25 protein-coding genes are annotated in these 25,595 nt (G+C 25.5%); 1 reads left to right on the forward strand and 24 read right to left on the reverse strand.

Translation table 11 applies throughout. The annotated features are described in order from the left end of the window. Positions 1 to 14: 14 nt before the first annotated feature. The 12 genes from OM90_RS06940 to OM90_RS06995 form a co-directional block, all read right to left on the reverse strand. The gene (locus tag OM90_RS06940; RefSeq protein ID WP_058486178.1) at positions 15 to 2,045 is read right to left on the reverse strand and encodes a tetratricopeptide repeat protein; all 2,031 of its coding nucleotides are present in this window, start codon (positions 2,043 to 2,045) and stop codon (positions 15 to 17) included. Positions 2,046 to 2,088: 43 nt separating this feature from the next. Beyond that, a complete protein-coding gene (locus tag OM90_RS06945; protein WP_058486179.1) occupies positions 2,089 to 2,868 on the reverse strand; it encodes a PP2C family protein-serine/threonine phosphatase in 780 nt (259 codons plus the stop codon). Continuing rightward, positions 2,865 to 3,410, reverse strand: a complete 546-nt coding sequence (locus OM90_RS06950) for an FHA domain-containing protein (protein WP_058486180.1) — start codon at positions 3,408 to 3,410, stop codon at positions 2,865 to 2,867. Before OM90_RS06950 ends, OM90_RS06945 begins: the two co-directional genes overlap by 4 nt. Before the next feature lie 84 nt (positions 3,411 to 3,494). Next, positions 3,495 to 3,980, reverse strand: a complete 486-nt coding sequence (locus tag OM90_RS06955) for an FHA domain-containing protein (protein WP_058486181.1) — start codon at positions 3,978 to 3,980, stop codon at positions 3,495 to 3,497. Between the two features lie 110 nt (positions 3,981 to 4,090). Then, complete coding sequence (locus tag OM90_RS06960) at positions 4,091 to 4,522, reverse strand: DnaJ domain-containing protein (protein WP_058486182.1); 432 nt, start codon at positions 4,520 to 4,522, stop codon at positions 4,091 to 4,093. 137 nt (positions 4,523 to 4,659) lie between these two features. Continuing rightward, complete coding sequence (locus OM90_RS06965; RefSeq protein ID WP_058486183.1) at positions 4,660 to 5,085, reverse strand: hypothetical protein; 426 nt, start codon at positions 5,083 to 5,085, stop codon at positions 4,660 to 4,662. A gap of 124 nt (positions 5,086 to 5,209) precedes the next feature. Next, the gene (locus OM90_RS06970; protein WP_058486184.1) at positions 5,210 to 7,375 is read right to left on the reverse strand and encodes a hypothetical protein; all 2,166 of its coding nucleotides are present in this window, start codon (positions 7,373 to 7,375) and stop codon (positions 5,210 to 5,212) included. 447 nt (positions 7,376 to 7,822) lie between these two features. Continuing rightward, positions 7,823 to 8,143, reverse strand: a complete 321-nt coding sequence (locus OM90_RS06975) for a hypothetical protein (protein WP_058486185.1) — start codon at positions 8,141 to 8,143, stop codon at positions 7,823 to 7,825. Between the two features lie 108 nt (positions 8,144 to 8,251). After that, the gene (gene fsa / locus OM90_RS06980) at positions 8,252 to 8,899 is read right to left on the reverse strand and encodes a fructose-6-phosphate aldolase (protein ID WP_058486186.1); all 648 of its coding nucleotides are present in this window, start codon (positions 8,897 to 8,899) and stop codon (positions 8,252 to 8,254) included. A gap of 124 nt (positions 8,900 to 9,023) precedes the next feature. Continuing rightward, positions 9,024 to 9,503, reverse strand: coding sequence for a YhcH/YjgK/YiaL family protein (locus OM90_RS06985; RefSeq protein ID WP_058486187.1), 480 nt, complete (start codon positions 9,501 to 9,503; stop codon positions 9,024 to 9,026). Positions 9,504 to 9,527: 24 nt separating this feature from the next. Continuing rightward, a complete protein-coding gene (locus OM90_RS06990) occupies positions 9,528 to 10,994 on the reverse strand; it encodes a methyl-accepting chemotaxis protein (RefSeq protein WP_058486188.1) in 1,467 nt (488 codons plus the stop codon). Between the two features lie 167 nt (positions 10,995 to 11,161). Beyond that, positions 11,162 to 11,839: a cysteine hydrolase family protein gene (locus tag OM90_RS06995; RefSeq protein ID WP_058486189.1), complete on the reverse strand. Its 678-nt coding sequence runs from the start codon at positions 11,837 to 11,839 to the stop codon at positions 11,162 to 11,164. Positions 11,840 to 12,025: 186 nt separating this feature from the next. Here OM90_RS06995 and sfsA point away from each other — a divergent pair, with 186 nt between their 5' ends. Then, positions 12,026 to 12,715: a DNA/RNA nuclease SfsA gene (gene sfsA / locus OM90_RS07000; protein WP_058486190.1), complete on the forward strand. Its 690-nt coding sequence runs from the start codon at positions 12,026 to 12,028 to the stop codon at positions 12,713 to 12,715. A 355-nt stretch (positions 12,716 to 13,070) separates the two neighbouring features. Here sfsA and cas6 read toward each other — a convergent pair whose 3' ends face one another. The 12 genes from cas6 to OM90_RS07060 form a co-directional block, all read right to left on the reverse strand. Continuing rightward, on the reverse strand, positions 13,071 to 13,829 hold the full coding sequence (gene cas6, locus OM90_RS07005; protein WP_058486191.1) for a CRISPR-associated endoribonuclease Cas6: 759 nt from the start codon (positions 13,827 to 13,829) through the stop codon (positions 13,071 to 13,073). Positions 13,830 to 13,894: 65 nt separating this feature from the next. Beyond that, a complete protein-coding gene (locus OM90_RS07010; RefSeq protein WP_058486192.1) occupies positions 13,895 to 15,082 on the reverse strand; it encodes an RAMP superfamily CRISPR-associated protein in 1,188 nt (395 codons plus the stop codon). Beyond that, positions 15,079 to 15,936, reverse strand: a complete 858-nt coding sequence (locus tag OM90_RS07015) for a hypothetical protein (protein ID WP_058486193.1) — start codon at positions 15,934 to 15,936, stop codon at positions 15,079 to 15,081. Before OM90_RS07015 ends, OM90_RS07010 begins: the two co-directional genes overlap by 4 nt. After that, positions 15,933 to 16,610, reverse strand: coding sequence for a type III-A CRISPR-associated RAMP protein Csm3 (csm3, locus tag OM90_RS07020; protein WP_058486194.1), 678 nt, complete (start codon positions 16,608 to 16,610; stop codon positions 15,933 to 15,935). Before csm3 ends, OM90_RS07015 begins: the two co-directional genes overlap by 4 nt. Before the next feature lie 11 nt (positions 16,611 to 16,621). Continuing rightward, positions 16,622 to 17,149 (reverse strand): type III-A CRISPR-associated protein Csm2, encoded by a 528-nt coding sequence (csm2, locus tag OM90_RS07025; protein ID WP_058486195.1) that lies wholly within the window; start codon positions 17,147 to 17,149, stop codon positions 16,622 to 16,624. After that, positions 17,136 to 19,478 (reverse strand): type III-A CRISPR-associated protein Cas10/Csm1, encoded by a 2,343-nt coding sequence (cas10, locus tag OM90_RS07030; RefSeq protein WP_058486196.1) that lies wholly within the window; start codon positions 19,476 to 19,478, stop codon positions 17,136 to 17,138. Before cas10 ends, csm2 begins: the two co-directional genes overlap by 14 nt. 158 nt (positions 19,479 to 19,636) lie before the next feature. Continuing rightward, positions 19,637 to 20,080, reverse strand: a complete 444-nt coding sequence (gene hsp18 / locus OM90_RS07035) for a heat shock protein Hsp18 (RefSeq protein ID WP_058486197.1) — start codon at positions 20,078 to 20,080, stop codon at positions 19,637 to 19,639. Positions 20,081 to 20,196: 116 nt separating this feature from the next. Further along, positions 20,197 to 21,561 (reverse strand): RsmF rRNA methyltransferase first C-terminal domain-containing protein, encoded by a 1,365-nt coding sequence (locus tag OM90_RS07040; RefSeq protein ID WP_058486198.1) that lies wholly within the window; start codon positions 21,559 to 21,561, stop codon positions 20,197 to 20,199. 380 nt (positions 21,562 to 21,941) lie between these two features. After that, on the reverse strand, positions 21,942 to 22,925 hold the full coding sequence (locus OM90_RS07045) for a YeiH family protein (protein ID WP_058486199.1): 984 nt from the start codon (positions 22,923 to 22,925) through the stop codon (positions 21,942 to 21,944). 157 nt (positions 22,926 to 23,082) lie between these two features. Continuing rightward, positions 23,083 to 23,799: an amino acid ABC transporter ATP-binding protein gene (locus OM90_RS07050; protein WP_058486200.1), complete on the reverse strand. Its 717-nt coding sequence runs from the start codon at positions 23,797 to 23,799 to the stop codon at positions 23,083 to 23,085. Positions 23,800 to 23,809: 10 nt separating this feature from the next. Then, on the reverse strand, positions 23,810 to 24,544 hold the full coding sequence (locus OM90_RS07055) for an amino acid ABC transporter permease (RefSeq protein WP_058486201.1): 735 nt from the start codon (positions 24,542 to 24,544) through the stop codon (positions 23,810 to 23,812). Between the two features lie 31 nt (positions 24,545 to 24,575). After that, a complete protein-coding gene (locus OM90_RS07060) occupies positions 24,576 to 25,385 on the reverse strand; it encodes a transporter substrate-binding domain-containing protein (RefSeq protein WP_058486202.1) in 810 nt (269 codons plus the stop codon). Positions 25,386 to 25,595: the final 210 nt, after the last annotated feature.

Below are 25,595 nucleotides of genomic sequence, written 5' to 3' on the forward strand. Positions count from 1 at the left end.
CTACACAAATTTATTTAGCTATTATCTTTTGCTTCTTCTTCTAATTCAAGGAGTTCATCTATTTTTTCTATTTTTTCTTCTAATAAAAGTATCTTATCTATCTGATTAATATTTTGATAAAGAGTTTGGGCTTTTCTATAACTAGATTTTGCTTCTATTAGTTTATTTTCTTGAAGAAGTTTGTCTCCTTCTTCTTCCATATTTTTTGCTTCTATTAGTTTTTGAGTATCTTCTATCTCTTGTTGTTTAGAATTTACACTCTCTATTTTCTCATTTATTTCCACGATTTTATCAGTCATTTTTATTTGAGTATATATATCTTTAGCTAAATTATATTGATTAATTGCCTCATCAAATTTATTTTTTGATAAATATTCATCTCCTATTTTTTCATATCCTTCTGCTATTTTAGCTTGTTCTTCTATTTCCTTTTCTTTTATCTTTTCATTTACTTCTATTATTTTCTTTTCTACTGCTGATGCCTCTTCAAATAAAGAAAGTTCTTTATATATTTCTTTAGCTTGATTATAGTATTCCTTAGCTATACTATAATTTTCATTTCCAAGAGCTGTATCTCCTTCTAATTCAAGAGATTGACCGATTAATTTTTTTTCTTCTATTTTTTCTTCCTCTTTTTCTTTTTGGGCTTCTTCTTGTTCTTTTTGCTGTTCTTCTAACTTTAATTTTATTTCTGCAATTTTTAAACCAATATCATTTTTAGCCTGCTTATTTTTTGAACTAATTGCTAAATTTTGAGCTTCTTTATAAATATTCAAAGCAGTTTCATAATTTTCTGCTCCTTCATATACACTGGCTAAATCCATTAGATTTTCTATATATTGATAATTTTCACATAAATCCATTTTTTCTTTTAAATCTTCTATTTCCACTAATTCATAAAAATCAATATCTTTTTCTGCTTCTTTAATTGCTTTTTCATAACTTAACCTTGCTTCTTCATATTTACCTTGTTCAAATAAATCGTCTCCATCAATTACTAATTGAGTTAATCTTTGTTTTATTGATAATCTATCTTTTATTTCTTTATTTTCATTACCCTTTTTCCCTTTAGTTTCTTTTAATGATTTGCTTTCTTCGATACCATTTTCATATTCTACTAAAGCCCTGTCATAGTTTTTATCTTCTATATATGTATCTCCTTTTGCTTCATATTCTGAAATATAATTTATAGTTTCTATCCTTTTTTTATTTTTATTATAAAAATATAAAAATAAGATGATTCCTATTATTAAGATTACTATAAGTGCAATAACTATTATCTTTATTATCTTTTTCTTTTTTTCTCTTTCTTTAAAAGTTTTATTTATAAATACAGTAGCTAAAGTATAGTTTGATACACTTTTTTCTTGTTTACTTAAATATAAATCCTCTAATTCTTCTAAATATTCCATAGGCTCTTTAACATTTTCAAGAGCATCTAACATTTCTACTGTGTTAATTTTTTCCCAGAAACCACAAGTAGTCATTAATAAAATGTCTTCATCTTGTAATTTGATTTTTTTAGAAACCTTAATTTTTATTGGTCCTTTTTTGCCTAAATAACTAAATAAGTTTCTAATTTCTTCTCTACCTTCATCTCCATCATCGGGAACTTCTCCTTTATCTATCATTTCTTGATAAAGGCTTTGGTCAGGAGTTTTTAAAAGTATATTATCTCCTCTAAATATATGTAATTTGCTATTTCCACATACTGCCCATCTCATTTTTGTATAATCTGTTACAACAACTAATATACTTGCTTTTAATTGAAATTTACTGCTCTGATGTTTTAATTGGGAATGGGCTTGTCTTATATAACTTTTTATTTTTCGCCTGGATAAAGTTGGCTTTGATGTGAATAAACTTAAAACTGTATCTACTGCAATTTGTGCACTAAGCACATCATTATCATTATCATAACTTTCTGCAACTGCCCAACAAGCATAGTTGTCCATTTCTACAAATCCAAAATAATCTTTATTTTTATTTTGACTTCCTGCTTCCGAAATATATTTTGTTACAAATTTACTATTTATTCTCCTCATCCCTGTTCCTCCATAGGCCATAGGGTTATAATATTTTTAAATCTTAAACCATATCTTCTATTAGAATTAAGGTTGCGTTATCCTGATGTATATATCCCTTTTTTTGAATTTTTCTTGCAAGATTCATAGCTTTATCATACGGATGTAGATTTTTTTCAATTTCTCTTATAATTTCTACCTCCGTTAAGCTCTGATATACTCCATTGCTACATAATATGACTATATCGTCTTTTTTTAGTGAAATATTTTTTATATTATTTTCTTTTTGATTTATATCTGTTAAATAAATAATTTCTTTATCTCTGTATAAAAGCAGCATACAGCTCCCTATTGAAGTAAAATATAGCCATCCATTTTTAACAATAGCACAAGCTAAAGTAACTCCCACTTTATTTCCATATATATTATCATTTAGTCTATTATTTATTTCTTCAAAGGATACTGTAAAATATTCTTTTATATCATTTATGTCAAAAAAATTAGAGTTATAAAAATTTTTTTTTAAAATGTCCACGGTTATTACTGACGCATATTTCCCTATTTTTTTATTTGATATACCATCCGCAATAACTGCTAAAAGAGAATTATCTTTATTAATTACAGAAAAATAATCATTTTGTTCATCTTTCTGACCTATTAATTGCATATTCCCTATTTTTATACCGTTACTTAAAGAATAATCTATGGACTTATATGTACCAGAATCTAAAAATATTTGATCTTTTTTAATTAATATTATTTTTAATAATATTAATATAAATACCACAACAAAAAGTATAAAAAGTAAATTTATTTCATTTGTTTGAAATAATTTACCAATCATACCTTTTCATCTTTTCTATTTTGATTTTGATCTATGTCTGTCCACTCAAAATGGTCTCCACATAAAGGGATAAATAAAAACTTACTTTTACCTATTTCTATTTCATCATATGCAGAGAGTTCCACTGGACTATAAACAGCATCTCCATTAACATAAACAAGTCCTTGAGAATCTCCTGGTAATAATACAGTTTGTCTTTTCTTAGGGTCATATACAAAAACGGCATGATTTCTCTTTGCTATATGATTGTCTCCTAAAACTTGTATATCCATGTCATCTGCTCTACCTAAAAAATTCTTTTCAGTTAATATTCTATAATCCCTTCCTTTAGATGGCCCATCAATACAAACAAGCCATCCTGTCACTGGTTCCATAACTTCTAAATCTCCTAAATATGGAACATTTTCATTATAATTTCCCTGTGTATCTTCTGCTTCATAATTTTTATCAGATAAAACAACTGATTTATTACAATAAGGACAAATATTCCCGTATCTTCTTGAACTAAATAAATGACCTTCTGGACACCTTGTTAAACTCATATGTACCTCCACACTTCCAATTTTAATTTAGTGTTGTTTTTTAATAATCAGTTTTATATTTCAATATGTATAAAATAATTTTTATTATCTAACTAATAATTTTGCTTTTGATATATAAATTATATCTCCTTTATCTACTTTATATGGTGTGAAGGGTTTTAATCTAAATACAAATTGTTCTCCCTTCTTTTTTAACCCTACACCATTTAAAGATTCTAAATCTTCTATGTACCAAAAACCATTAGAATAATTCATAACTGCATGTTCATTTGAGATATATTCACTATACCTAGTATCTCCTAACTCAATATCTACTTCTGTCGTAGGAGTACTCTTTCCTATTAAAAATGATACTGCACCTTCAAAATACCATTCTTTTTCTCTACTCCCATCTCCATCCATAAGTATTAACTTTTTGATGTTTGAATTATATTGTAAAACTTCTTGTTTTCTTAATCTATATTCTATGGCAAACCACATAATACATAATATTCCGATAGCCATTGTTCCTGCAATTCTAACTGATATATCCTTATTGACAAAATATAAAATATATAAAAAAACTGCCATAATTAAAATAATAATACCTGTAATTAAATTTAGAAAAAATTGTTTAACTTTTCCATTTTCCTTATCCAGAGCAATTCATCCTCTCTGACAAAAAATTTATGATAGATCTTTTAAAATCTATTTTTCCCAAATATCGCCTCAAAAACATCTTTTGTTTTCATAGGTTTTACTTTTTTATTTTGTCTATTTAAATTAGGGGAAGTGTTATTAGGATTAAAACCAAAAAACTCTTCAAATATATCGCTTGTTTTAGAAAAATCATATGATGACATATTAGAATGATGATTTCTTCTTTTTTTCTGTTGATTATTTTCTTTTATATCTTCTGAAGAACCAAACATTTTTCTATCATATTCTGCTTTTTTTGTTTCGTCTCCTAATACTTTGTAAGCTTCTCCTATTTCTTTAAATCTTTCTTCTGCTTTAGGGTCATTATTATTAGCATCGGGATGAAATTTTTTAGCTAATTTTCTATATGCTTTTTTTATTTCCTCTATAGTAGCATTTTTACTTACTTGCAAAATTTTATAGTAATCTTTCATAAGTTATTTCCTCTTTTCAACATTTATCACATAAAAATTTATAGGGAAAATCCCCTTAGATTTAAATAAATATGTTTTTGCTGTGCAAAACAATAATTTAAATGTTATTTAATCTAAGGGGAATATGTATTAATTAACTAAACAGAATATCCACCATCGATGGTAGTAAATTCAAACTTATCTTTCTTCTGTCTTATAGTAAGGTCAAATTCACCTACCCCTTCCGTATCTCCATATCTTTCCGTGTAATCAACAATAAATGCATTAGGGAAATGAATTTTCCTTACTACTTGATTTGCTACTATAACTTCAACGGTAGCCTTCCTATAACTATCAGCACTTTCTGCTCTAACCATTGACCATTTTGCGATTTTCATAGTATCATCTGCTGGTTCACCATCAACTGCTGTTAAGATTTTACCAGTAATTTTAATTGTGTTTACAACATCAGTAGATCTTGCATTAGAGTCATCTGGAGTGTCAGTATAGAACTCACATGTCTTAATATTATGTTCATTAAGCTCAATAGTTTCTGCTCCTTCAATTTTTAGTCTTAATCCCATAATATCACCTCTTCTTTTATTTTTTTATTTTTTATTTTTACCCTATTTCTTATTGAAATAGGTTCTATTTATAAAATAGATTTGTACTTTTTTTCTTTATAAAATTTTGTACAAATCTATTTTATCAACTTACTTTAGTATTTTTATTAAGTACAATTTCAAGATTTTTGGTATTTCCATTAAAACTTAAGTCTATATTACAAATATTGTATTCTTCTTCAATATTATATGATATATCATCTCCTGGCATGATAATTGAATTTACTGCTCCTTGATTACTAAACCAAAGACTTCTTTGACTTTGAGGATTTGTACTAAAGAAGAATACTACATTATCATGCTTATAATCACTTGTTTGGGCTCTCATAATTCTAGATATGTATGTAGCTGTAAGCGTTTTATAAATACTTTCATATTCATTATCAACTAATTGCATACTTCTAGCTTTATACACAGTAATTTGTCTTAATTCTTTCCCATCTATTTGATGATTATCACTAGAAAATACAAATCCAAAATTCCTACTATTAATACTATCTTTAATTTTATTTGTATACCCACTAATTTCTTTTGCAAGAGTGGTAGGTACTTTAAGTGCATGATTTGAAGCTTCTATATCAAAACGTACTCCTGGGTAATCTCTTATAACATTTTTAAATCTTGTTCTTAAAAATTCTGGACACTGATATGCCGCAGTAATCCCAGCTGCTAAATAACTAGCTGGAATATAAACTCCTTCTATCCATAATTTCAAAAGATCTTTCTTTTCTTTAGAGATTTTTGCTCCTTCTTCTGTTGCTACCATATAAGAATCTAAAATTACACCGGATTTATTTTTAGGAACTATACTAAGATTAGGCAAACAACAAATAGCATATTCACTATATTCTTTTCTTGTTAAAACATTTGTACGTTCTATGTACTCGTCAATTCCTTTTGTTGCAACAGCTGTAAAAGATGTTTCTTCACAAGTTTCAAAACTGAAAAATGTCTGTATTTTATAATCACATATACCATGAAGTAGTGATGTAAGTGATTCCATGGTATTGATATCTTCTTTAACAACTTTCTTATTACCTTTAAATCTTTCTCTTGTAAGTTTAATATTATTGCCTTTGTTAAATTCTATATCTCCTACAATTCCAAACCAAATTGTATTCCTAAAATCATTTTTATTATTAACAGTATTTAAATATACTTGAAGTATTGGTAAATTACTACTTTTTGTAAGCATACTTAATGTATTATTGGTAATAAGCATAGTTGGAGCCATGCCTTTATTTTTAGATTGATATTGATCAAAAAATATAAATACTCCTAATATTTTTTCTATAAGAGGTTTTGCTACTTTTATAAAATCACTTTTAGATGTTTGATAAAACTCTAAATATGAATTATATTTTTCTACTTCTTTTTGTATGTCTAATTCTTCAGTATTTGTTACAGGTAATGGACAAAATGTCCTTACTACTAGTTCTGCTACATAATCAGATGGTTCTTCCGTTATATTTTCATAATCTTCTTTAAAAATTTCTGCAAGAGCATTTGTTGTTTGTTCCTCTGCAACTACAAGTTCAGTTGATTCTGTTTTTGGTCTTTCAATAATTTTTAATTCTCCATCATCTCCCATAGTAAGCTGTCCTGCAACAAATTTTTCTCCATCATCACTTTCACTAGTTCGTCCTGCAAGGAGTCTTTGTTTTGAATCTTCTATAGCTAGAGGTAGCATAGCCATAATATTGTTGTAACTTTTACTTGCTTCTTCAAATTTAACATTTAATTTATCTCCAATATCAAGTTTTAATGGATCTTCATCATCTAATTTTTCATATTTTTCATACAAGTAATGTATCTCTTTTCTGATAGCTTTAATATCATCCATCACCTTTTTAGGAGAAATCATATCTAAAATCTTATCAAAAGCAAAATCAACATTTTCTATTCCTTGTGAACGTTTAGTTTGAATCATTGTAAGCAACATTTTTAAGAAATCATTATTACGATCAATAGGTATTTCTTGAATACAATCTTCTGGAATTCCAGTAGGTTTATTAAGTGTATAAACTACTTTTTGATTTGCGGCATTAAAAAAACTATAAATAACTGGTTGAAACTTGTCTAAAAACTCATCAAAACTACTAACCAACAAATGCTCATTTATTTCTTTAATTTTGTCATCATCTAAACTTTCTAATCCCCTTACATCTCCAACTAATGTAAGTAAATCTAATTTTTCTGGGTTTATACAATCAAATAATATAGTCCGATTAGTTTGTTCAATGATGTCCATATAATTCCTCCTTTTGCATTTATTATTTTTGAATAAATTTTATAAGTATAATTACATTTAATATTTAAACTGTTTTAAATTTATTTTTATATTAAATTTTATTAATTAATATTAATATTTTCTTTTTTTGTTATTTTTCTATTTTTTTCATTATTATACCATCGATTAAAAAATTTTTCTATATATAAAAATACTTGTTTTTAAAATAATTTTTTGATATTTTGAACGAAATATTTAGTATATTTTTACATTTAATTTATTATTTTCTATTATTTTTGTATAACTTTAACAATTTTTTAAAATAAATTCTAAAAATATATGTAATAAGTTATAATTTGTAAAATAAATTAATTATTATTATATATAACAAAAAAAGTACTTTATCCCTCTTATAACTAGGGACAAAGTACTTTTTATTAATCAATATAAACTTTTTATATAATATTACTATCTTATACTTAAATAAGTTGAAAGAATTTCTTTCATTTTTTTTGAATCTTCTTTAGCTTCTATATTTATATGTCCTCCAGTAATATCTACTTTAAAGTTTTTAAATCCTTGGTCTTTTATATACTTTTCTAAGTCTTCTGGCTTATCAGTTTGAGTAAGTAATATTTTTTCTCCTACTTTATCTCCATTAACAAAAACTTGATATATATCTTTTAACAAACCTATATTATCTTCATCATTTTTCAATGCAATTATGTCAGGAATATATCCACTTCCAGTTGTCCCAGGATGTCCTGTATTCCCTATATAAGTTGGCATATATATAACCTCCATTTATAAGATTATATATATTAGTATTTCATAAAATATTATATTTACTCTTAAAAATAATTAAATATCCTTTTAAATAAATTGTGTTTTTATCATTTAGTTTTTAGGAACTTTTTCCCAATCTTTTAAAAAACGTTCTATCCCTATATCCGTTAAAGGATGTTTAGTCATTTGTATAATAACGTTATAAGGAATAGTTGCTATATGTGCTCCCATACGTGCTGCTTGTATTACATGAATGGGATTTCTAATACTTGCTGCTATAATTTTAGTATTAATATCATGTATATTAAATATTTCTACTATTTCTTCTATTATATTAATACCTTCATTTCCAATATCATCTAATCTTCCTAAAAATGGACTTACATAAGTCGCTCCTGCTCTTGCTGCAAGTAAAGCTTGAGTCGCAGAAAAAATTAAAGTTACATTCGTTTTTATATTTTCAGAATTTAAAACTTTAACTGCTTTTAATCCTTCTATAGTCATGGGAATTTTAATAACTATATTTTTATGTATCTTTGATAATTCCCTTGCCTCTTTTATCATTTCTTCTGATTTAAGACTAATAACTTCTGCACTAATGGGACCATCTACAATAGTTGTAATTTCTTTTACTACTTCAACAAAGTCTCTTCCTTCTTTTGCTATCAAAGAAGGATTAGTAGTAACACCAGATATAACTCCCATTTCATTAGCTTTTTTTATCTCTTCTACATTAGCTGTATCAATAAATATTTTCATTTTATTATCTCCCTTACCTTAATTTATTTTTATTTAGTTTTATTTATTTTTATGTGATTTTATATAAAAATATTTATTAAAAAAGGGCGAAGAAATTTCGCCCTTATCTTATATAATAAATATTTTATTTACAGAGTTCAGAAACTTTAACTTTTACAACAACCTTTCTAACTTTTCCCGGTGTATCAAAAGCACAAAGGGGTCTATGAATATCTTCTGGGAAAAATACTGCAAAATCTCCTGGAAATAATTTTAATTCCATTTCATTTGGTACTTCATTAGTATATTTTATTATATCTTTTTCTTTTAATTTATCTTCCTTTACTACTAATCCATCAGTTTTTTTAGCAAAACCTATAATCTCTTTTCCTGATACTAAAAATTGAATATCTACATAATCAACATGAGCTTCTGGAGCTCTTTCTTCTTTAGGAGAAGTTTCTTTATCCATTACCATTGCAAAAAGTTTATCTCCATCTATCTCATATTTTTTAGCTTCCATAGTAGTAAAATCATTTTCTTGTAAAAATTTTATGGCATTTTGAAGAATGTCAGGATACATACTACTTTCCTGATCCCAACTTTTTAAATTTCCAAATATCATATTTCAAACCCCCTATAATAAAATTTAATTTTTTACATTAATATTTTTTACGACATCTTTTAAATTATTAGATAACTGTAAAAGCTTTGAACTTAATTCTTTAAAATTTTCTATTAAAGCTAACTGTTCTTGAGTAGAAGCTGATACTTGCTGTGTACTTGCTGCATTTTGCTGAGCTGCAATAGATATAGTTTCTAATACATTTATAATACTATTAGTTTTCTTATCCATCTTTTCACCAGCAGTATTTAATAAGTTAGTCTTTTCACGAATACTTTCAATAGCATTAGCTATATCAATAAATATTTGTTCTGTATCTTTAATAGAATTAGTTTGTGAATTAATCATATTAACAGTATCCTGCATACTCTTAAAAGCATTTTCCATATTTATTTGTAATCCTTTTATAACCTCTTCTATCATTTTAATAGAATTAGAAGATTGTTCCGCTAATTTTCTTATTTCTTCCGCTACAACAGCAAAACCTTTTCCTGCTTCCCCTGCTCTAGCAGCTTCTATAGCTGCATTTAAAGCAAGTAGATTAGTTTGTTCTGCAATAGATACTATAACATCACTAGCTTCTCCTATTTTTTTAGTACTTTCCGTAGTATCTTGTATAACCTTTTCTAAATCTTTAATAGAAACATTTGTACCTTCTGTATATTTCATTAAATCTTTTAAAATATTAGAACCTTTATTTTTTAAATCTTCTGCTATTGAAGTAATATTTTCTAAAACCTCTGCTACTCCTAAAACACGTTTAACATTTCTTCCTAAACTTTCAGTTTCTTTTGCACCATTATCAATTTCTTGTGCTTGATTTGATGCACTAACAGATATTTCATTAATAGCACTGGCAACTTCATTAACTATATTAGAAATATTATCTGCAGAACTTCCTATTGTAGATACTGAAGAAGCAAGCTCTTCACTAGAACTTATCAACTTTTTAATAATTTCTTCTTTCATTAATTTTTCTCTATTAGTTTCTTCTATATAATCATTATTTTCTTTATTTGATTTATTAATAGTCCAAGTATTTATATATTGAACAATTATGGTAACAAAAATAACTCCAGCTGATATAAATAATCCTTCTCCTTTTAATTCTCCAGTGAATACATCTATTAATGTTGCTGTAATAATAATCAAACCATTTATCGTGGTTAATTTTTTATCTCCATATATTCCAAATAATGATATTAAAGGAAATACAAAGGCAAATGAAAATATTCCTCTAGCATAAGTTACTATAATTAAATAAGAGATTATAAAACCAGAAAAAATTATATATCTTAATATATTTGACGCCTTGTTTTTAAAATATAAATATGTAGAAAATACCAACGAAATCCATATTATACCAATCAAAATGCTCATTTCTAATTTGTTATTAGGAAAACTAACAGCAAATGCAGTCATAAATACTCCAATTATAATACTCATTATCCATAAACTTTTATTAAGCAGTTTTAAAGTATTTTTATCCATAGTTATATCTCCTTATATATAAATTTTGATATAAAGAAATTATTATTTAAAAATAAAATTAAATTTTATTACAATAATTATTATAAATGTTTTCTATGCCTATTTCAATAAAATATTTTTCAAATTATAAAAAATTTAGACTTTTGTACTATATTAAAATATCTTTATTACTTTTTTACTACTTTTACTCCATTCCCTATCATACTATATAAAAATACTACATTCATTAAATCTCCATTATGATTTACTTCATCTATGTCATAAGTATCTACTGCATAAATAGGAACTATAACTTGTGCATCATAATGATTATTAATAAAATATGCCTGCATGGAAACTGCTGCTTGATAAATGCATATATCTGTACAGTCTCCTATAATAACAAACTTTTTAATTCCTTTTTTATATAATTTCATAAAAGTTTCTCTAAATTCCTCTACTACAAAAGCATTTGTACAATTTTTCCCTATAACTATTTTATTATCTATATCTTCTAATTCCTTTATAATTTCTGCTTCTTTAGTTCCTGCTATACAATGAGGAGGATATGCTTTAAATTCCATAGAATCCTTTGGATGATTCTCATTAACAATTATAATAGGAATTTCCTTATTTTTATTAAAACTATGAGCAATGTTTGATACTTCTGGAATCAAAGCTTCAACCCTTTCACTGTATAAAGCTCCCTTTTTTGCAAATCCATTATTCATATCTATTATGATTAATGCTGCCTCTCCAACTAAATCTTCTACATTTAATACTTCTAAATCATTAAAACTATCTAATATATTTGCCAAAGTTTTTGATGCTTTATTAATAAATATATCTTTATTAATCTTTTTCATAATAATTCCTCCTAAATTTATTATAATATGAATATTTTAATCTCCATGATTTTTCATATGTATATACATATATTTTATATTAATGATATATTAATTACAATATTTTTACTATTAAAGTTATTTGATTAAATTTTTATTATATGCTATTATCATATTCAAAATTACTAAAAAGAAAGGTTTTATATAATGAAATTAAACTATGATATTGTATATGGGAAATTTATACGAAGACCTAATAGATTTATTGCTCATATTGATGTTTCTGGGAAAGAAGTTATTTGCCATGTACCTAATACTGGAAGACTAAAGGAATTATTATATTCTGGCGTAGAAGTTATTTTATCTTATCATCCTACATCTTCTAATAGAAAAACAAAATATGACCTTAGAATGATAAAAAAAGGAGATTATTGGATTTCTATAGACTCTCAGCTTCCCAATGCCTTAGCCTATGAAGCTATCTCTCAAGGAATTATAAAAGAATTAAGAAATTATTCTGAAATAAAAAAGGAAATTACATATAAAAATAGTCGTTTTGATTTACAATTAATTGGAGATAAGACTTATTTTATAGAGGTTAAGGGAGTTACTTTAGAAAAGGATAATTGGACTTACTTTCCCGATGCTCCAACTTCAAGGGGGCGAAAACATATTGATGAAATAATTGATGCTGTTAAAAATGGATTTAGAGGTGTAATCCTTTTTGTAGTCCAAGTTTCTTATGCTAAGGGATTTAGTCCTAATGCTGTCACTGACCCAGACTTTGCTAAAAAACTTAAAGAAGCTTATAAAGCAGGAGTAGAAATACTTGCTTATAGATGTGATATATCTACAGAAGAAGTTAAAATTGTAGAAAAAATACCTGTTGTTTTATAAATATTAAAACAAATAATACTATAAAAAACCCCATGTGAAGGGGTTTTTTTGTTTTCCTCCCTTATAGGGGATATATAAACTAAAGATAAATTTATTCAAAAAATTAATAATTCAACATTTTCCTCCCTTATAGGGGATATATAAACGATTCCACCAACTGACCAACAGACCCACTATATATTATTTTCCTCCCTTATAGGGGATATATAAACCCATTGAATATACTATAAAAACTGTGTTTGTGAATTTTTTTAATTTTTATTTAATTATGACAATAATTAAATATGCGATGATTTCGTGCTTTCTTTTCTGTCGAACCCCCACATTTTTTACACTACTAGGGGTCGACAGAAAATTATAAAACTCTAATATAATTATCCCATTTATTTATCTCATTTATTAATTCAATACAGCCAAATCCTTGGGAATTTTTATTGCCTAAGCCACAGCTATAAGCTATATCTATTATTTCAGGATTGCCAATTATTATAAATCCTCCTAAAAATCCTTCATAAGGATATTTTTTATAAAAATCTACTACCTTTTTTGTTTTTTTATAATCTAAAATTTTTACTTCCAAATTTCCCTTATAATCATGATTATAATAAGCCTTATATTTTTTTAGGAGATTTTCTTTCATTTTTTCTGTAAATAAAGGATCTTTTATATCATAAAAAATATCTTGTCCATTTTCAATATATTTTTTTAACACTACTGGCGAAATAGTTAGTCCAACTATTTTTCTTCTTTTAAAATCCTTTCTTGCATAAACCTTTTCTATATCCATTTTCCCTTCTCTAAAATTAAAATATCGTCTATTTATAATGCCATTTATAAAAGCAAATATAAATCTTTCATCTATTGTTGATATAGTTAAAAAAACTTTTCCTTTTTTTATATTTATTATATCTTTCATAACTTTCTTATTTGGAATTACTAGTTTTGAAAAAGTAAAAAGCTTAAAATTTCTTTTTTTATATTTATATCCTTCTTCATGCAGAAACTTACTATATACAGGTTCTAATATATCATATATATTTTTTTGAATTATATGGTTATAATGAAGGGGTAATCCTATATCCTCTTTTACATCAAAAACTATTTTTAATCTCATATTTTCTATCTCCCATTTAATTTTAACTTTGTTTTAGACAATACTTTATTGTTTTATAAACCATATTATTCTATATCCCATTTAATTCTAACCCATCCTGTAGGAATACCACTGCTTGCAGATACATTTATGGTATATGGTATAAAGTCATTATTGTTTATATTTTTATTATCGAAGACCATAAAGCTTTTAGATAAAATTCCCGAATGTCCTAATTTGAATACAAATTGATTTTCTTCATTATTTTTTTCTAAAAGCATATCATAAAAATTTTCTACTGTATTTGTATCTTGACTTTTAGTATCCTTTAACATTCGTCTTTCTACTTTTATTATTTTATTTGCCATTTTTTTTAGTCCTGCAAAGGCTTCTTCTACAGGAGTAATATAATCATTTTGCTTATTTAAACATTGAAATAAAGTAATTGCCTTTCTATTTTTATCATAATATTTATAATATATTTCTCCTTTAAAAATCGACCCAATATTAGGAGTTTCAAAATACTGTGGAATCCCTTTATTGGCATTTCTTTTTGTTTTCTTTCTTCTATCTATTCTATCTATTTTTTCTACTATCATTTCTCCTTCATAAAGTTTTAGATCACAGCATACTATATTTTTAAATATTAATTCTATAATATCTGACCCTTGATAATTTTTATCTTTAATCTTTACATTATAATCTTTTATGTTCGTAAGTTTTCTTTCTAATTGTTTTTGCTGATTTTTTTGTCTATTTTCTTTATTTTTTGATTTATTCTCCATATTATATTGTAATACTAAATTTTTCCCACGTCTTTTAAAATAATACTGCATATTTATATCCTTAGCTGCAATAAATCCAGTTCTTAACATTCCTTTTACTGTAGAACCAAAAATAGTTGGAACTTGTTTTACATGATTATCATCTATTATTACTGACTTACTAAATCGTGAAAGTTCTATTTTATTTTCTAGTTTATTTTTTAATTTTATAATTTCTAAATATTTTTTAGCCTCTTTCATATTTTTTATTTTTTCTAGCAATTCATCATATTTTTTATCCAAATCTTCTTCTTTTAATATACCTATATTTAATAAATTTAATATATCTTCTTCTTTTATAAAATAAATAGCATCATCGTCTATAATGTATTCATAACTATGATATTTAGTACTATCACTACCACCTAAATTATCTACTCCTTCAATACAGGTAGGTGATAAAATTTCAATTTCTAAAAAATATTTGTCCATAGAAGGAGAGAAACTCATCTCATCTCCTCCTCTCTAAATGATATAGGGAAAACACAATTATATATGTGTATTTTCTTTGTACCATTTTTTATAGTATGTATGTAAGTACCATTACCTCTTTTCTTTTCTATTTTGCTTCCCTTTTCAAATATATAATATACAGGCTTTATAAAGCTTAAACTTCTTCCATCATATCTATTTACTTTATACTTTAAAAATTTATAATCTCTTAAACATTCTTCTGTAATTATAGTAGATGAAATAGAAAATTTAGGATTAGTGTCATCTATATATCTTTTATACATTTTTTCATCTTTAATAAATATTTTTTCATCTTTTTTTATGAATTTAATTTCTCCCATACCAATACTTATATCAGTCCCTACTCCTGTTTTCTCTAGTATATTAAAAACAAGTTCTAAAAGCTCTAATACCTTTTGTTTTTCTGTATAAATAAATATAGAATATGTATTATCTTGACTATATCTTTTTTCATCCTGATAAAAAAGGTATGAGTCTTGAGCACATCCATTTTTTCTATCTATCCTAATTCTTATTCTTGTATTTGGAATTTCTTTAAGATTATATTTTTCTTTTTGGTATTTCTTCCACTCTCTATATGCTTCTCTTTTTTCTTTTAAGTTTCCCTCTTGAAAATCAAAAATATTATTTTCAAATTTAAAATAAGGAAATTCATTTTTTAATAACATATCACTTATTAATAAATTACTTGAAATCATATATTCTATTAATTCTTCTGCTTTTTTTTCGTCAAAAATTTCATATAATACCTTTGCAATATTTCCAAATATAGTAGGAGATATAAGACTTACATTTAAATTTTTTATTTTAAAATCTGCTCTATATATCATAGATTTCCCCTATCTATGGATAATTCTTTAACTTTCTTAGCTACATCAAATTCTTCATATTTAAGCTCTGTAAAAGTAACTTGTCCATATCCCCTACTTCCTCCACTACCTATATAATTATATTCAACTAATTTAAATGCTAAGTTTAGAGCATTTAGTAAATCTTCTTCTTTATCTTTATCTTCTTCAAATATTTTTAATGCTAAATTAATTTCAAATTCGCATCCTGCTGGAATTCTATCAAAAGTTCTTAGACTAGTTGATGTTCCTTTTATCCTATCTATAGAATTTTCTTTTTTTATTTCAACTCCAAAAGGAAGTATTTCATTTAGTATCATTTTACTTTTTTCTGTTAAAAATGAATCTCTAACTATTATCCTAGTATGGCTCCTTAAATTTTCTGTTTCTTTATTATTTGCCTTGCCAAATATTTTACATATTATACATTCCCCACAAGAACATACTTCTTCTTTACCACGGGCAATTTCAAGGGATGACCTTAAAACTCCTTTTAATGATGACCCCGGAATATATGGCAGTCCTGTTAATGGATCTTTTATTACAGGATTGTCTATCCCACCTATTTTTATTTCATCATCACTACCAACTATCCTTAACCCTGTTTTTAATTTCATTAATTTTGTTATATTAATTATTTTTATAAGTTTTCCCATTATAATTCCTCCTACTCCTCATATCTAAGATTCCCTAAAACACATTCAAATAGGTCTATAAAATAATCAAACTCTTTTTTGGATTTTATATTATCAATAAATGTTTCTATAAATTTTCTTAATAGTTCATAGCCTTTATCTTTACTTTTATCTTCTTTTTTCTTTTTTTGTAATATATAATTTGTTTTTCCCTTCATAAGTTTTATATAGACATAATATTTTTTGAATATTTCTTCTTCTACCACTTTTTTATCAAAGGATTCTTCAGAAAGCCTTCTTATAAAATCTCGCTGCATTTTAAGCTGTATGCTTTTAAAAGAATCAAATATATTTCTTATAGAACTATTAGATATAAATTTCTTATCCCTAAGAGCTGCTGCAAATTCTTCAACTAAATCTATAATATCTTTATTTAAAATATCTTCTTTTGTAAATTCCTTTTTAATCTTTTCTGAAAGTGCGTTCAAAATCTTATTGATACTATTATCAAAATTTTTACTATTATCCAATTTTTTTTGGTCATTTTTAATCTTCTGCATTTAATCCACCCCTTGTTTTACTTTTCCTTAAGACAAGTTCTAATATAAACTTTGACATATCCAAGTTTTCTGAATTCATAAGCATATTAAATTTATTTTTAACTGCATCTTTTATTTTTCTATCATTTTCTTTATTATCTTTATCCATTTCTTTATTTAAAACATTTCTATTAATATAGTAGGTATAAAGAGCTGATTTTTTTGCTTGATATATTGTCCCTTTCTTTGGCATTTCAAGAATTCTTAACATGTCATAAACAAATTTTCTTGATATATATTTTTTATCAATAAATTCTTTTATTTGTTTGCTATAAAATATCGCTCTTTCTAATTGGTTGTAACTAAATTTCATATTATTAATAACTACACTATTTTTAGATTCTTTTGCAAAATCCATATAATCATTTAAATTTTCTACAACTCTGTTAAATGGCTTGTTCGGTTTATGAAATAATATGGCTGTTGATAGGGTCATTTCTTTTTCTTTGTCTTTTTGTGATATATATTCTGTAAATCTTTTTTCAAAATCTACTACAAAATTTAATACTTCCTCATAATTTCCTGTTACTAAAAGGTCATCTCCTCCTGCATAAAGAAGTAAGAGCTTTTCATTGTAATAGTATTTTATGAAATTTTTAGTATAACTTACAAAAAAATTATCTATTATACTGGATAAAAAAGCTAATCTAGAAATAGAATAGGGATATCTTTCTTTTTTCTCTCCATTAATAAAGTCAAAAGGATATACTTCATAGAGTATAAAAGCTAAATCATCTACATCTATTTTAGATGTTGCTATTATACTGTCGTTTTCACTAGTATTAGAAAAACAATCTAGGCTTATATCTTTTCCATCTGATATATCACATTTTTCTTTTTCTAAACAATTAATACAAAAGGATTCATTTTTTTTAATTCTTGTTGAACCTATTTCTTTTATATCCATAACTAATTTTTTATGTTCTGCTAAATTATAATCAAAATAAATTTTGACTCCTTCTCCTTCAAAATTCTTTGGATTTTTAATATTTTTAATATCTAATTTATTATAAGGTATACTAAAATTTAAAATATCTATATCCATCCATTTATTTTCTATAGAACAAGCACTGCATAATTTTTCATGGGTAGAATTAATATCACAATTAGAACATTTATAATATTTGTTATTAAAATCAGCTTTAAGTAACTCTTGATTTCTTTTATATTTTTTAGAATTTAGCTTATATGCTGCTTGTTTAAAATATTTTTCAAAACTATATTCTCTGTTGTTTTCTTTAACCATCAAATCTTCTATAACATATTCAAAATAAAACTTGTTTTCAAATAATATGGAAATATGTTTTTGAATATCTCTTAATACTTCTTGAATTTTTGTTTCTAAAATTTGAGGAGCTACTATTAAAAAGCTTCCTCCTCCACTAAAGATTATATTAAAGGGATAAAGTCCTACTTCTTTTACAATTTGATTAGGAATTAAAACATTTAAAATAGTTATTAAATTACTTCTTGTAAGTATTCTTCTTAAAGGTTTTTCTATTTTTTTGTTTAAATTATGAAAAATATAATTTTGAATATCAAAAAATCTTCCATATATTAATTTATATGTTTGCTGTTTTTTTGAAGAATATGTTTCATAATCTAATAATCTGCAAATAGCAAAAGCTGCAGTAGTAAAAGTGTGATGATATAATGAAATATCTCTTATTATTTCTTTACCTGAAGATGTTATATAAGAAGCATATTTTTTAATTAAAAAATTTAAGGATATAATAAACTCTTCTTTTGAAATGTTTTGATTTACAATATCTTCAAACTCTTTTTTAAATTTTTCAAATTGTTCTTTAACTAAATTTGACTTTTCCCCTTCATATTTATCAGTAAAATTAAAAGGATAAAAATTTTTAGCATAATTTACTTTTATATCTTCAATATTAGAGGTATCAATAAATGCACTGTTAACAGATGATAATATATTAACTAAAGGTTCATGTTCCTTACTTCCTTCCTTATAGCCTGTATATTCTTTTCTTTCAGAAGCCGAATCACTATCTGAATGAATTAATATTTTTAAATATTTATTTTTAACTCCATTTTCTAAAGGACATGTTTCATTTTTATTATCATGATGAAATTTGGCTAAATTTGCTATAAACTTTACTTCTTCATCATTAAAAATACCTTTTCCTTTTAAATTATTTATTATAAAATCATGGGAAGCAGCATAATGAGAAATATATTGTTTAACAACTTTTGCTCTACGCATGAATTTACCTATATCATGCAAAAGAGAAGCAACAGCTAGACATGCTTTATCATCTATAACCAATAGATTTCCTCCTCTATATTTTATAATTAGTATTTTTATTTTTAATATATTTTCACTTTTTTAAATTATTTAATATTTTGATTTTATTTTACAAAAATAAAATAATTTTTTCAATAAAAAAACCCCCATAAGGGGGGGTATTAAGGGGGCTAATTGTATTAGCGAATGTCTATTTTTCTTCTATTAGTTTTACCTTTGTTTAATTTGGGGAGAACGATTTTTAATACACCATTTTTAAAACTTGCATCTATGTTGTTTTCGTCTACATTATCTATATAAAAACTTCTTCTAAATTCTCCATAGTGTCTTTCACGTCTTACATAGTTTTCTTTTTTGTCTTCTATGATTTCTTCATTTCTTTTTGCATTTATAGTTAAGTAGTTATTAGTGTAATCTATATCAATATTTTCTTTTTGTATTCCTGGTAAGTCTGCTTCTACTATATAATTATCATCTGTTTCTTTTAAGTCAACTCTGAAGTTTCCATTCATGCTACTCATCATTGGAAAAAAATCATCATCAAAGAAATGTTGAAAAAACGGAGCGAAAAAGTCGTCCTTTCTATTAAAACTGTTCCTTCTAAAAGGCATCATATCAAACATACTAATTCCTCCTTTATTATTTTTCTGTTAGCACTCACCTTTGGTGAGTGCTAATAATATTTTAGAAAATATTTAATCTTTTGTCAAGAGGGTAAAGAAAAAAATTTTAAGGTGGCTTAAAGCCACCTTAGTCCTTTTGGATAATGATTTTTTAATGTATTATTACTTAGTTTTCCCCATCCTATGGAGTATCCATCTACTTCTATTAAATACCAACCTTTTTCACCTTCTATTCTTATAGTTTCTCCTTTTAAATAAGATATTATTTCTTTAGAATCCCTATTAAAATTTATTTTATAATTAGCTTCTTTATCTTTTAAAGATAAAGCTAGGGCATGGGAAGGTTTAAAAATATTCTTTTTTATTGTTCCTAAATGCCATCCCGGTTTAATGATTTTTAAATTTTTTAGGGATATCATTTCTTTTGGCATTATATATAGTTGCTCTCCAAATAATATATATTCTCCTTTTGGAGTAATATTTAAATTTTCTCTGCAAAACTCAAAATAACTTTTTAATATTTTTGTATCTTTTAAACTATTAAAAGCTTTTGCTTTAGGTGTTTCCTTTCCATCAATCTTTTTTAAAACTGCTATATAATGTCCTTCTCCTTTTACCTTGTGAGGCCAAATTCTAATGGTCTTATCTATATTAATATTTCCATCATTGACCCAATCTCCTCTTCCTTTTGAAAAGCCTTCATAAGTTTTAATATCTTCTATTTCAAAATTGGGATTGAGTTTTAAAAATTTACTTATAGTTCCTTCATTTTCTTCAGGAGAAAAGGTACAAGTAGAATATACTAATCTTCCTCCTACTTTTAACATAGTAGCAGCTTCTTGTAATATATCTAACTGTCTATTAGCACACATTTTTACATTTTCAATGCTCCACTGATTACATGCTTCATAATCTTTTCTAAACATTCCTTCTCCTGAACAGGGAGCATCTACTAAAATCTTATCAAAATAAGCTATGAATTCTTTTGATAAATCACTTGGAGATTCGTTAGTTACTACTGCATTTTTTATCCCTAATCTTTCTATATTTCTAGCAAGAATTTTTGCCCTAGCTGGATGAATTTCATTAGCTAATAAAAATCCTTCACCTTGCATTTTAGAAGCTATATGAGTCGCTTTTCCTCCCGGAGCTGCAGATAAATCTAAAATTTTTTCTCCGGGATTTGGATTTAAAATTTCTACCACCGCCATAGCACTAGGTTCTTGGATATAATATAGTCCAGCTTCATGATAAGGGTGTTTTCCCGGTCTATCTTCTTCACCATAATAAAATCCCTCTTTTACCCAAGGGATTTTTTCTAAATTAAAAGGGTTTATTTTTATAAAATCTTCTATGGATATTTTTAATGTATTTATTCTAAGTCCTCTGCTTTTATTTTCATCATAACTTTTTAAGAAATCTTCGTATTCTTCTTTTAAAAGTTTTTTCATCTTTTCTGTAAATTCTACTGGCAAATTCATATCTATCTCCTACCATAATATATTTAATGTTAATATTTAATTTTTCTTATATACTATCTTAATCTTTAAGGGATATTACTGTTTAAAATCTAAATTTTTTGTTATGTTTTTATAATTAATACGATTTATTAGTTCGTTTTTCATCTTTTTATCCCTACATACTTTTTTTACATTATGACAAAATTCTTTTTCTTTATTATATCATATAATAATTTGTATTTTAAATTACTGTAACCTTTATATTTATTATGAATATTATATTATATAAACATTTATAGGAGAATTGATTGTGAAAAGCTTAGATCCTAATAAATTAATTATAAAAAAGCTAATAAAGATTTTTCCATGATTTTAATGGAATTAATCTTTATTAGCTTTTTTTATAAAATGTTTATGATAGTTAATAGACTTGTACTAGATAGGAGTATAAATAAAACTGTTCCTGCTAAAAGTGCTTTTACTCCTTTATTAACTATAGTTCTAAAATCTACTGATAATCCCATAGCTGTCATAGCCATTAAAATAAATAAAGAACTTAAATAAATTAGTATATTAGTTATAAATGCTGGTAATATCCCAAGAGAATTAATAATTCCTGCTATAATAAAATATAGTACGTATATTGGAAATTTAACCTTATTTTTACTTGCAGTATCATTTTTAAACATAAAACCTAATGCTAAGGAAACAGGTACTAACATTAAAACCCTTGCCATTTTAACAAATGTTCCTATTTCTCCTGAAGCATCTCCTAATGCAAAGGCTGCTGCTATTGCATGAGCAACTCCTTGCAGTGAAATACCTGACCATGCTCCATATTGAGTTGGAGTTAAATCAAATCCACTTACTGCAATAGCAGAATATATTAATACTCCTATAGCTCCTAAAAAACTAACAACGGATACTGCTATTACTGAATCATCTTCTTCGGCATTAATGCATGGTGCCATAGCAACCACTGCTGATGCTCCACAAATACATGAACCTACTCCTATTAGGGTAGATAATTTTTTATTTACTTTAAATATTTTCCCAAATAATATAGCCAATAAGAGAACAAGTGGGACAAATATTAATACCATTATAAGTATTTTAGGTCCTAATTTAAGTATGGCATTAAAATTTAACTTGAATCCTAAAAGAACTATTCCCACTTTTAATAATTTTTTTAAGGAAAATTTTATTCCCTCTTGAAAAATTTCTTGGGTTTTAACCGTATTGTTATAAATTATTCCAATAATTATTGCTATAGTAAGAGCTTCAAGGTTTATATAACTCTTTAATAAATCATTTATTAATATTGATGCATAAGATATAATTAGAACAAAAATTGTTCCAGGAATTAGTTTTTTAACTTTTTGCATTTTAATCACCTCATCATCTCTTTTTTTAATGACAGAGGTAATTATAACATTACATAATTATAATGTAAAATTATAAATAATTATATTTCTATAAATTTTTCTTATAATAATACACCTACTTCTTCTAATTTTTCATAAATTTCTTTAATTGTCATTATTATCTCCCTTCATTTTCTAAAAATAGCTGTAGTCTTTTAGTTTGAGGGTTATCTAATATATTAGGAGTTCCCTGTTCTACTATCTTTCCTTCGTCCATAAAAATAATATAGTCTGCAAATTTACGAACAAAATAGATTTCATGGGTGACAAATACAAATTTAGTTCCTAAATTTCTTAGTCCAATAACTGAATCAAGAACTTCTTTTGTAAGTATAGGGTCAAGAGCTGCGGTAGGTTCATCCATAAATACTACTTCTGGATCTGTTGCTAGGGCTCTTGCAATAGAAGCTCTTTGAGCTTGTCCCCCTGAAACAAATCTAGGACGCTTATTCATTTGATCTTTTAAATGAAGATTATCTAATAAATTAATTGCCTTTTCTTTGGCTTCTTTTTTGGGTAGTTTTTTTATTTTTTCTAAAATTAAAGTTATATTTTGAAGTAATGTTAAATGAGGAAAAAGGTTATGTTTTTGAAATACAATACCAATATTATCTTGATATTCTATCAAATTGCTTTTATTTAATTCTTTATCATTTACAATAATCCTTCCTTTATCAGGCATTTCTATTCCTGTCATTAATCTTAGAAGAGTTGATTTCCCACATCCACTTTTACCTATAATAGCAACTGCATCATATCCTTCTAAGTTTAAATCTATATTATCTATAACCTTTTTATCATAACTTTTTGAAACTTCTTTTAAATATATTTTCATAAAATCACCTTCAATAGTTTTCTTGTCTAGATAAGTATTTTGCTAGTCTTGATAAAGGAATAGTTATTATAAGATAAACCATCCAAAGTACAAAATATCCTTCTATATATCTATAACTTTTATTTGATAAAATACTTGTAGCGTAAAAAATTTCTGATATAGCAATGGTACTTAATATAGACGTTCCTTTAATAATTCCTGAAAGATTATTAATAAGTCCTGGAATAATTGGTCTAATCATTTGTGGAAGGATAATATAACGATATCTTTGATATAAATTAAATCCATAAAAATCCATTACCATAAATTGACTGCTGTCAATAGATTTATAAGCCCCTTCAAAAACATTTGTCATATAAGGACTCATATAAAAAGTAAGGGATAAAAATCCTAACATCATTTTATTTCGTATTCCTATGGCAACCCCTATAATATAAACTACAACAAAAACAAGCACTAGTAGAGGCGTTCCCATAATAATCTCTTTATAAATATTTGCAATGGTCTTTAGAAAAACTATTTTTGATTCTGTCATAAGAAATATAATAAAACCTACTATAGTACTACTTATAAAAGATGCTATGCTCATACCTATTGTAAGCATAGCTCCGTTAATTAACATACTTTTATTTTCTATTAAGAATGTAAAATCTAGGACATCTGCTACTTCATTAATAATAAAAACAAATAAAAATATATATAATAAAAATGCTAATACAATCTGTACCAATTTAAATTTTTTCATAAAATCACCTTAACTTTTGTATTTAAATAAATTAGTTTTTCTTAAGATAGTAATCCAATGTCTTAGTTTCATCAAACATTTTTTTTGCAATTTCCGCATCCCAATCCTTACGTAACTTATCATTTAAACCGCTAGATTCCATTTGGCTAATAAATTCGTTTACTTGTTTTAATAACTCTGTATTCCCTTGCTTAACTGCCATTCCTACTTCTGATATTTCTATAGGATTTTTATATATAATGGTTGTTTCTTTATTATTGGCATATTTGCCATATAAAGTATAAGATCCAACCAAAATATCTGCTGAGCCAGTCGCTATTTCCCTTTCAGCTACTGCATCCGTTGTTACTTCTCTAACTTCAAATCCATAGGATTGAGGAATCTCTGCAGAAATAGATCCTGTAATTCCAATGAATCTAGTATCTTTAATACTAAACAATTCTTCAACTGACATCTCATCATTAATACCATGCTTCTTAGCAAAATCCTTATTAACTAAAGCTACAATTTTTTGATATAAGTATGGATTACTAAAATCTACTGTCTTTTCTCTCTCTTCAGTTATAGACATAGAGCCTATAATAATATCTACTTCCTCGCTTTGTAAGGCAGGAATTAACATTGAAAATTCTGTATTAACGATTTGTACTTCTTTACCTAGATATTCTCCCAAAGCTTTAGCAATATCTACTTCTACCCCTACTGGATTTCCTTGTTCATCCATACCTGTAAACGGAAAATATTTTAAATCCATTCCTACTCTTAAAATATCCTTAGAATTACTTGAACATCCTGATAATAATATAATAATAATTGCTAATAAACTTAATATTTTTTTCATTTTAAGCCTCCATTTAAATATAAATTATATATTATTCTGAGCGATTTAATATGATATACTATAGTTTATCATCTTTAAGTTATTTTTTGAATACAAAAAAGGTTTTATTTTTTATTTTAAAACTAAATTTTATATTTATTATTAAACTAATTATTGATAGATAATTTTAAATATTTTATAATAGTGCTTTAATTTAATATTTTAATTTTA

It is taken from the genome of Defluviitalea phaphyphila, assembly GCF_001466305.1.
In the GTDB taxonomy this organism is placed as follows: Bacteria; Bacillota; Clostridia; order Lachnospirales; family Defluviitaleaceae; genus Defluviitalea_A; species Defluviitalea_A phaphyphila.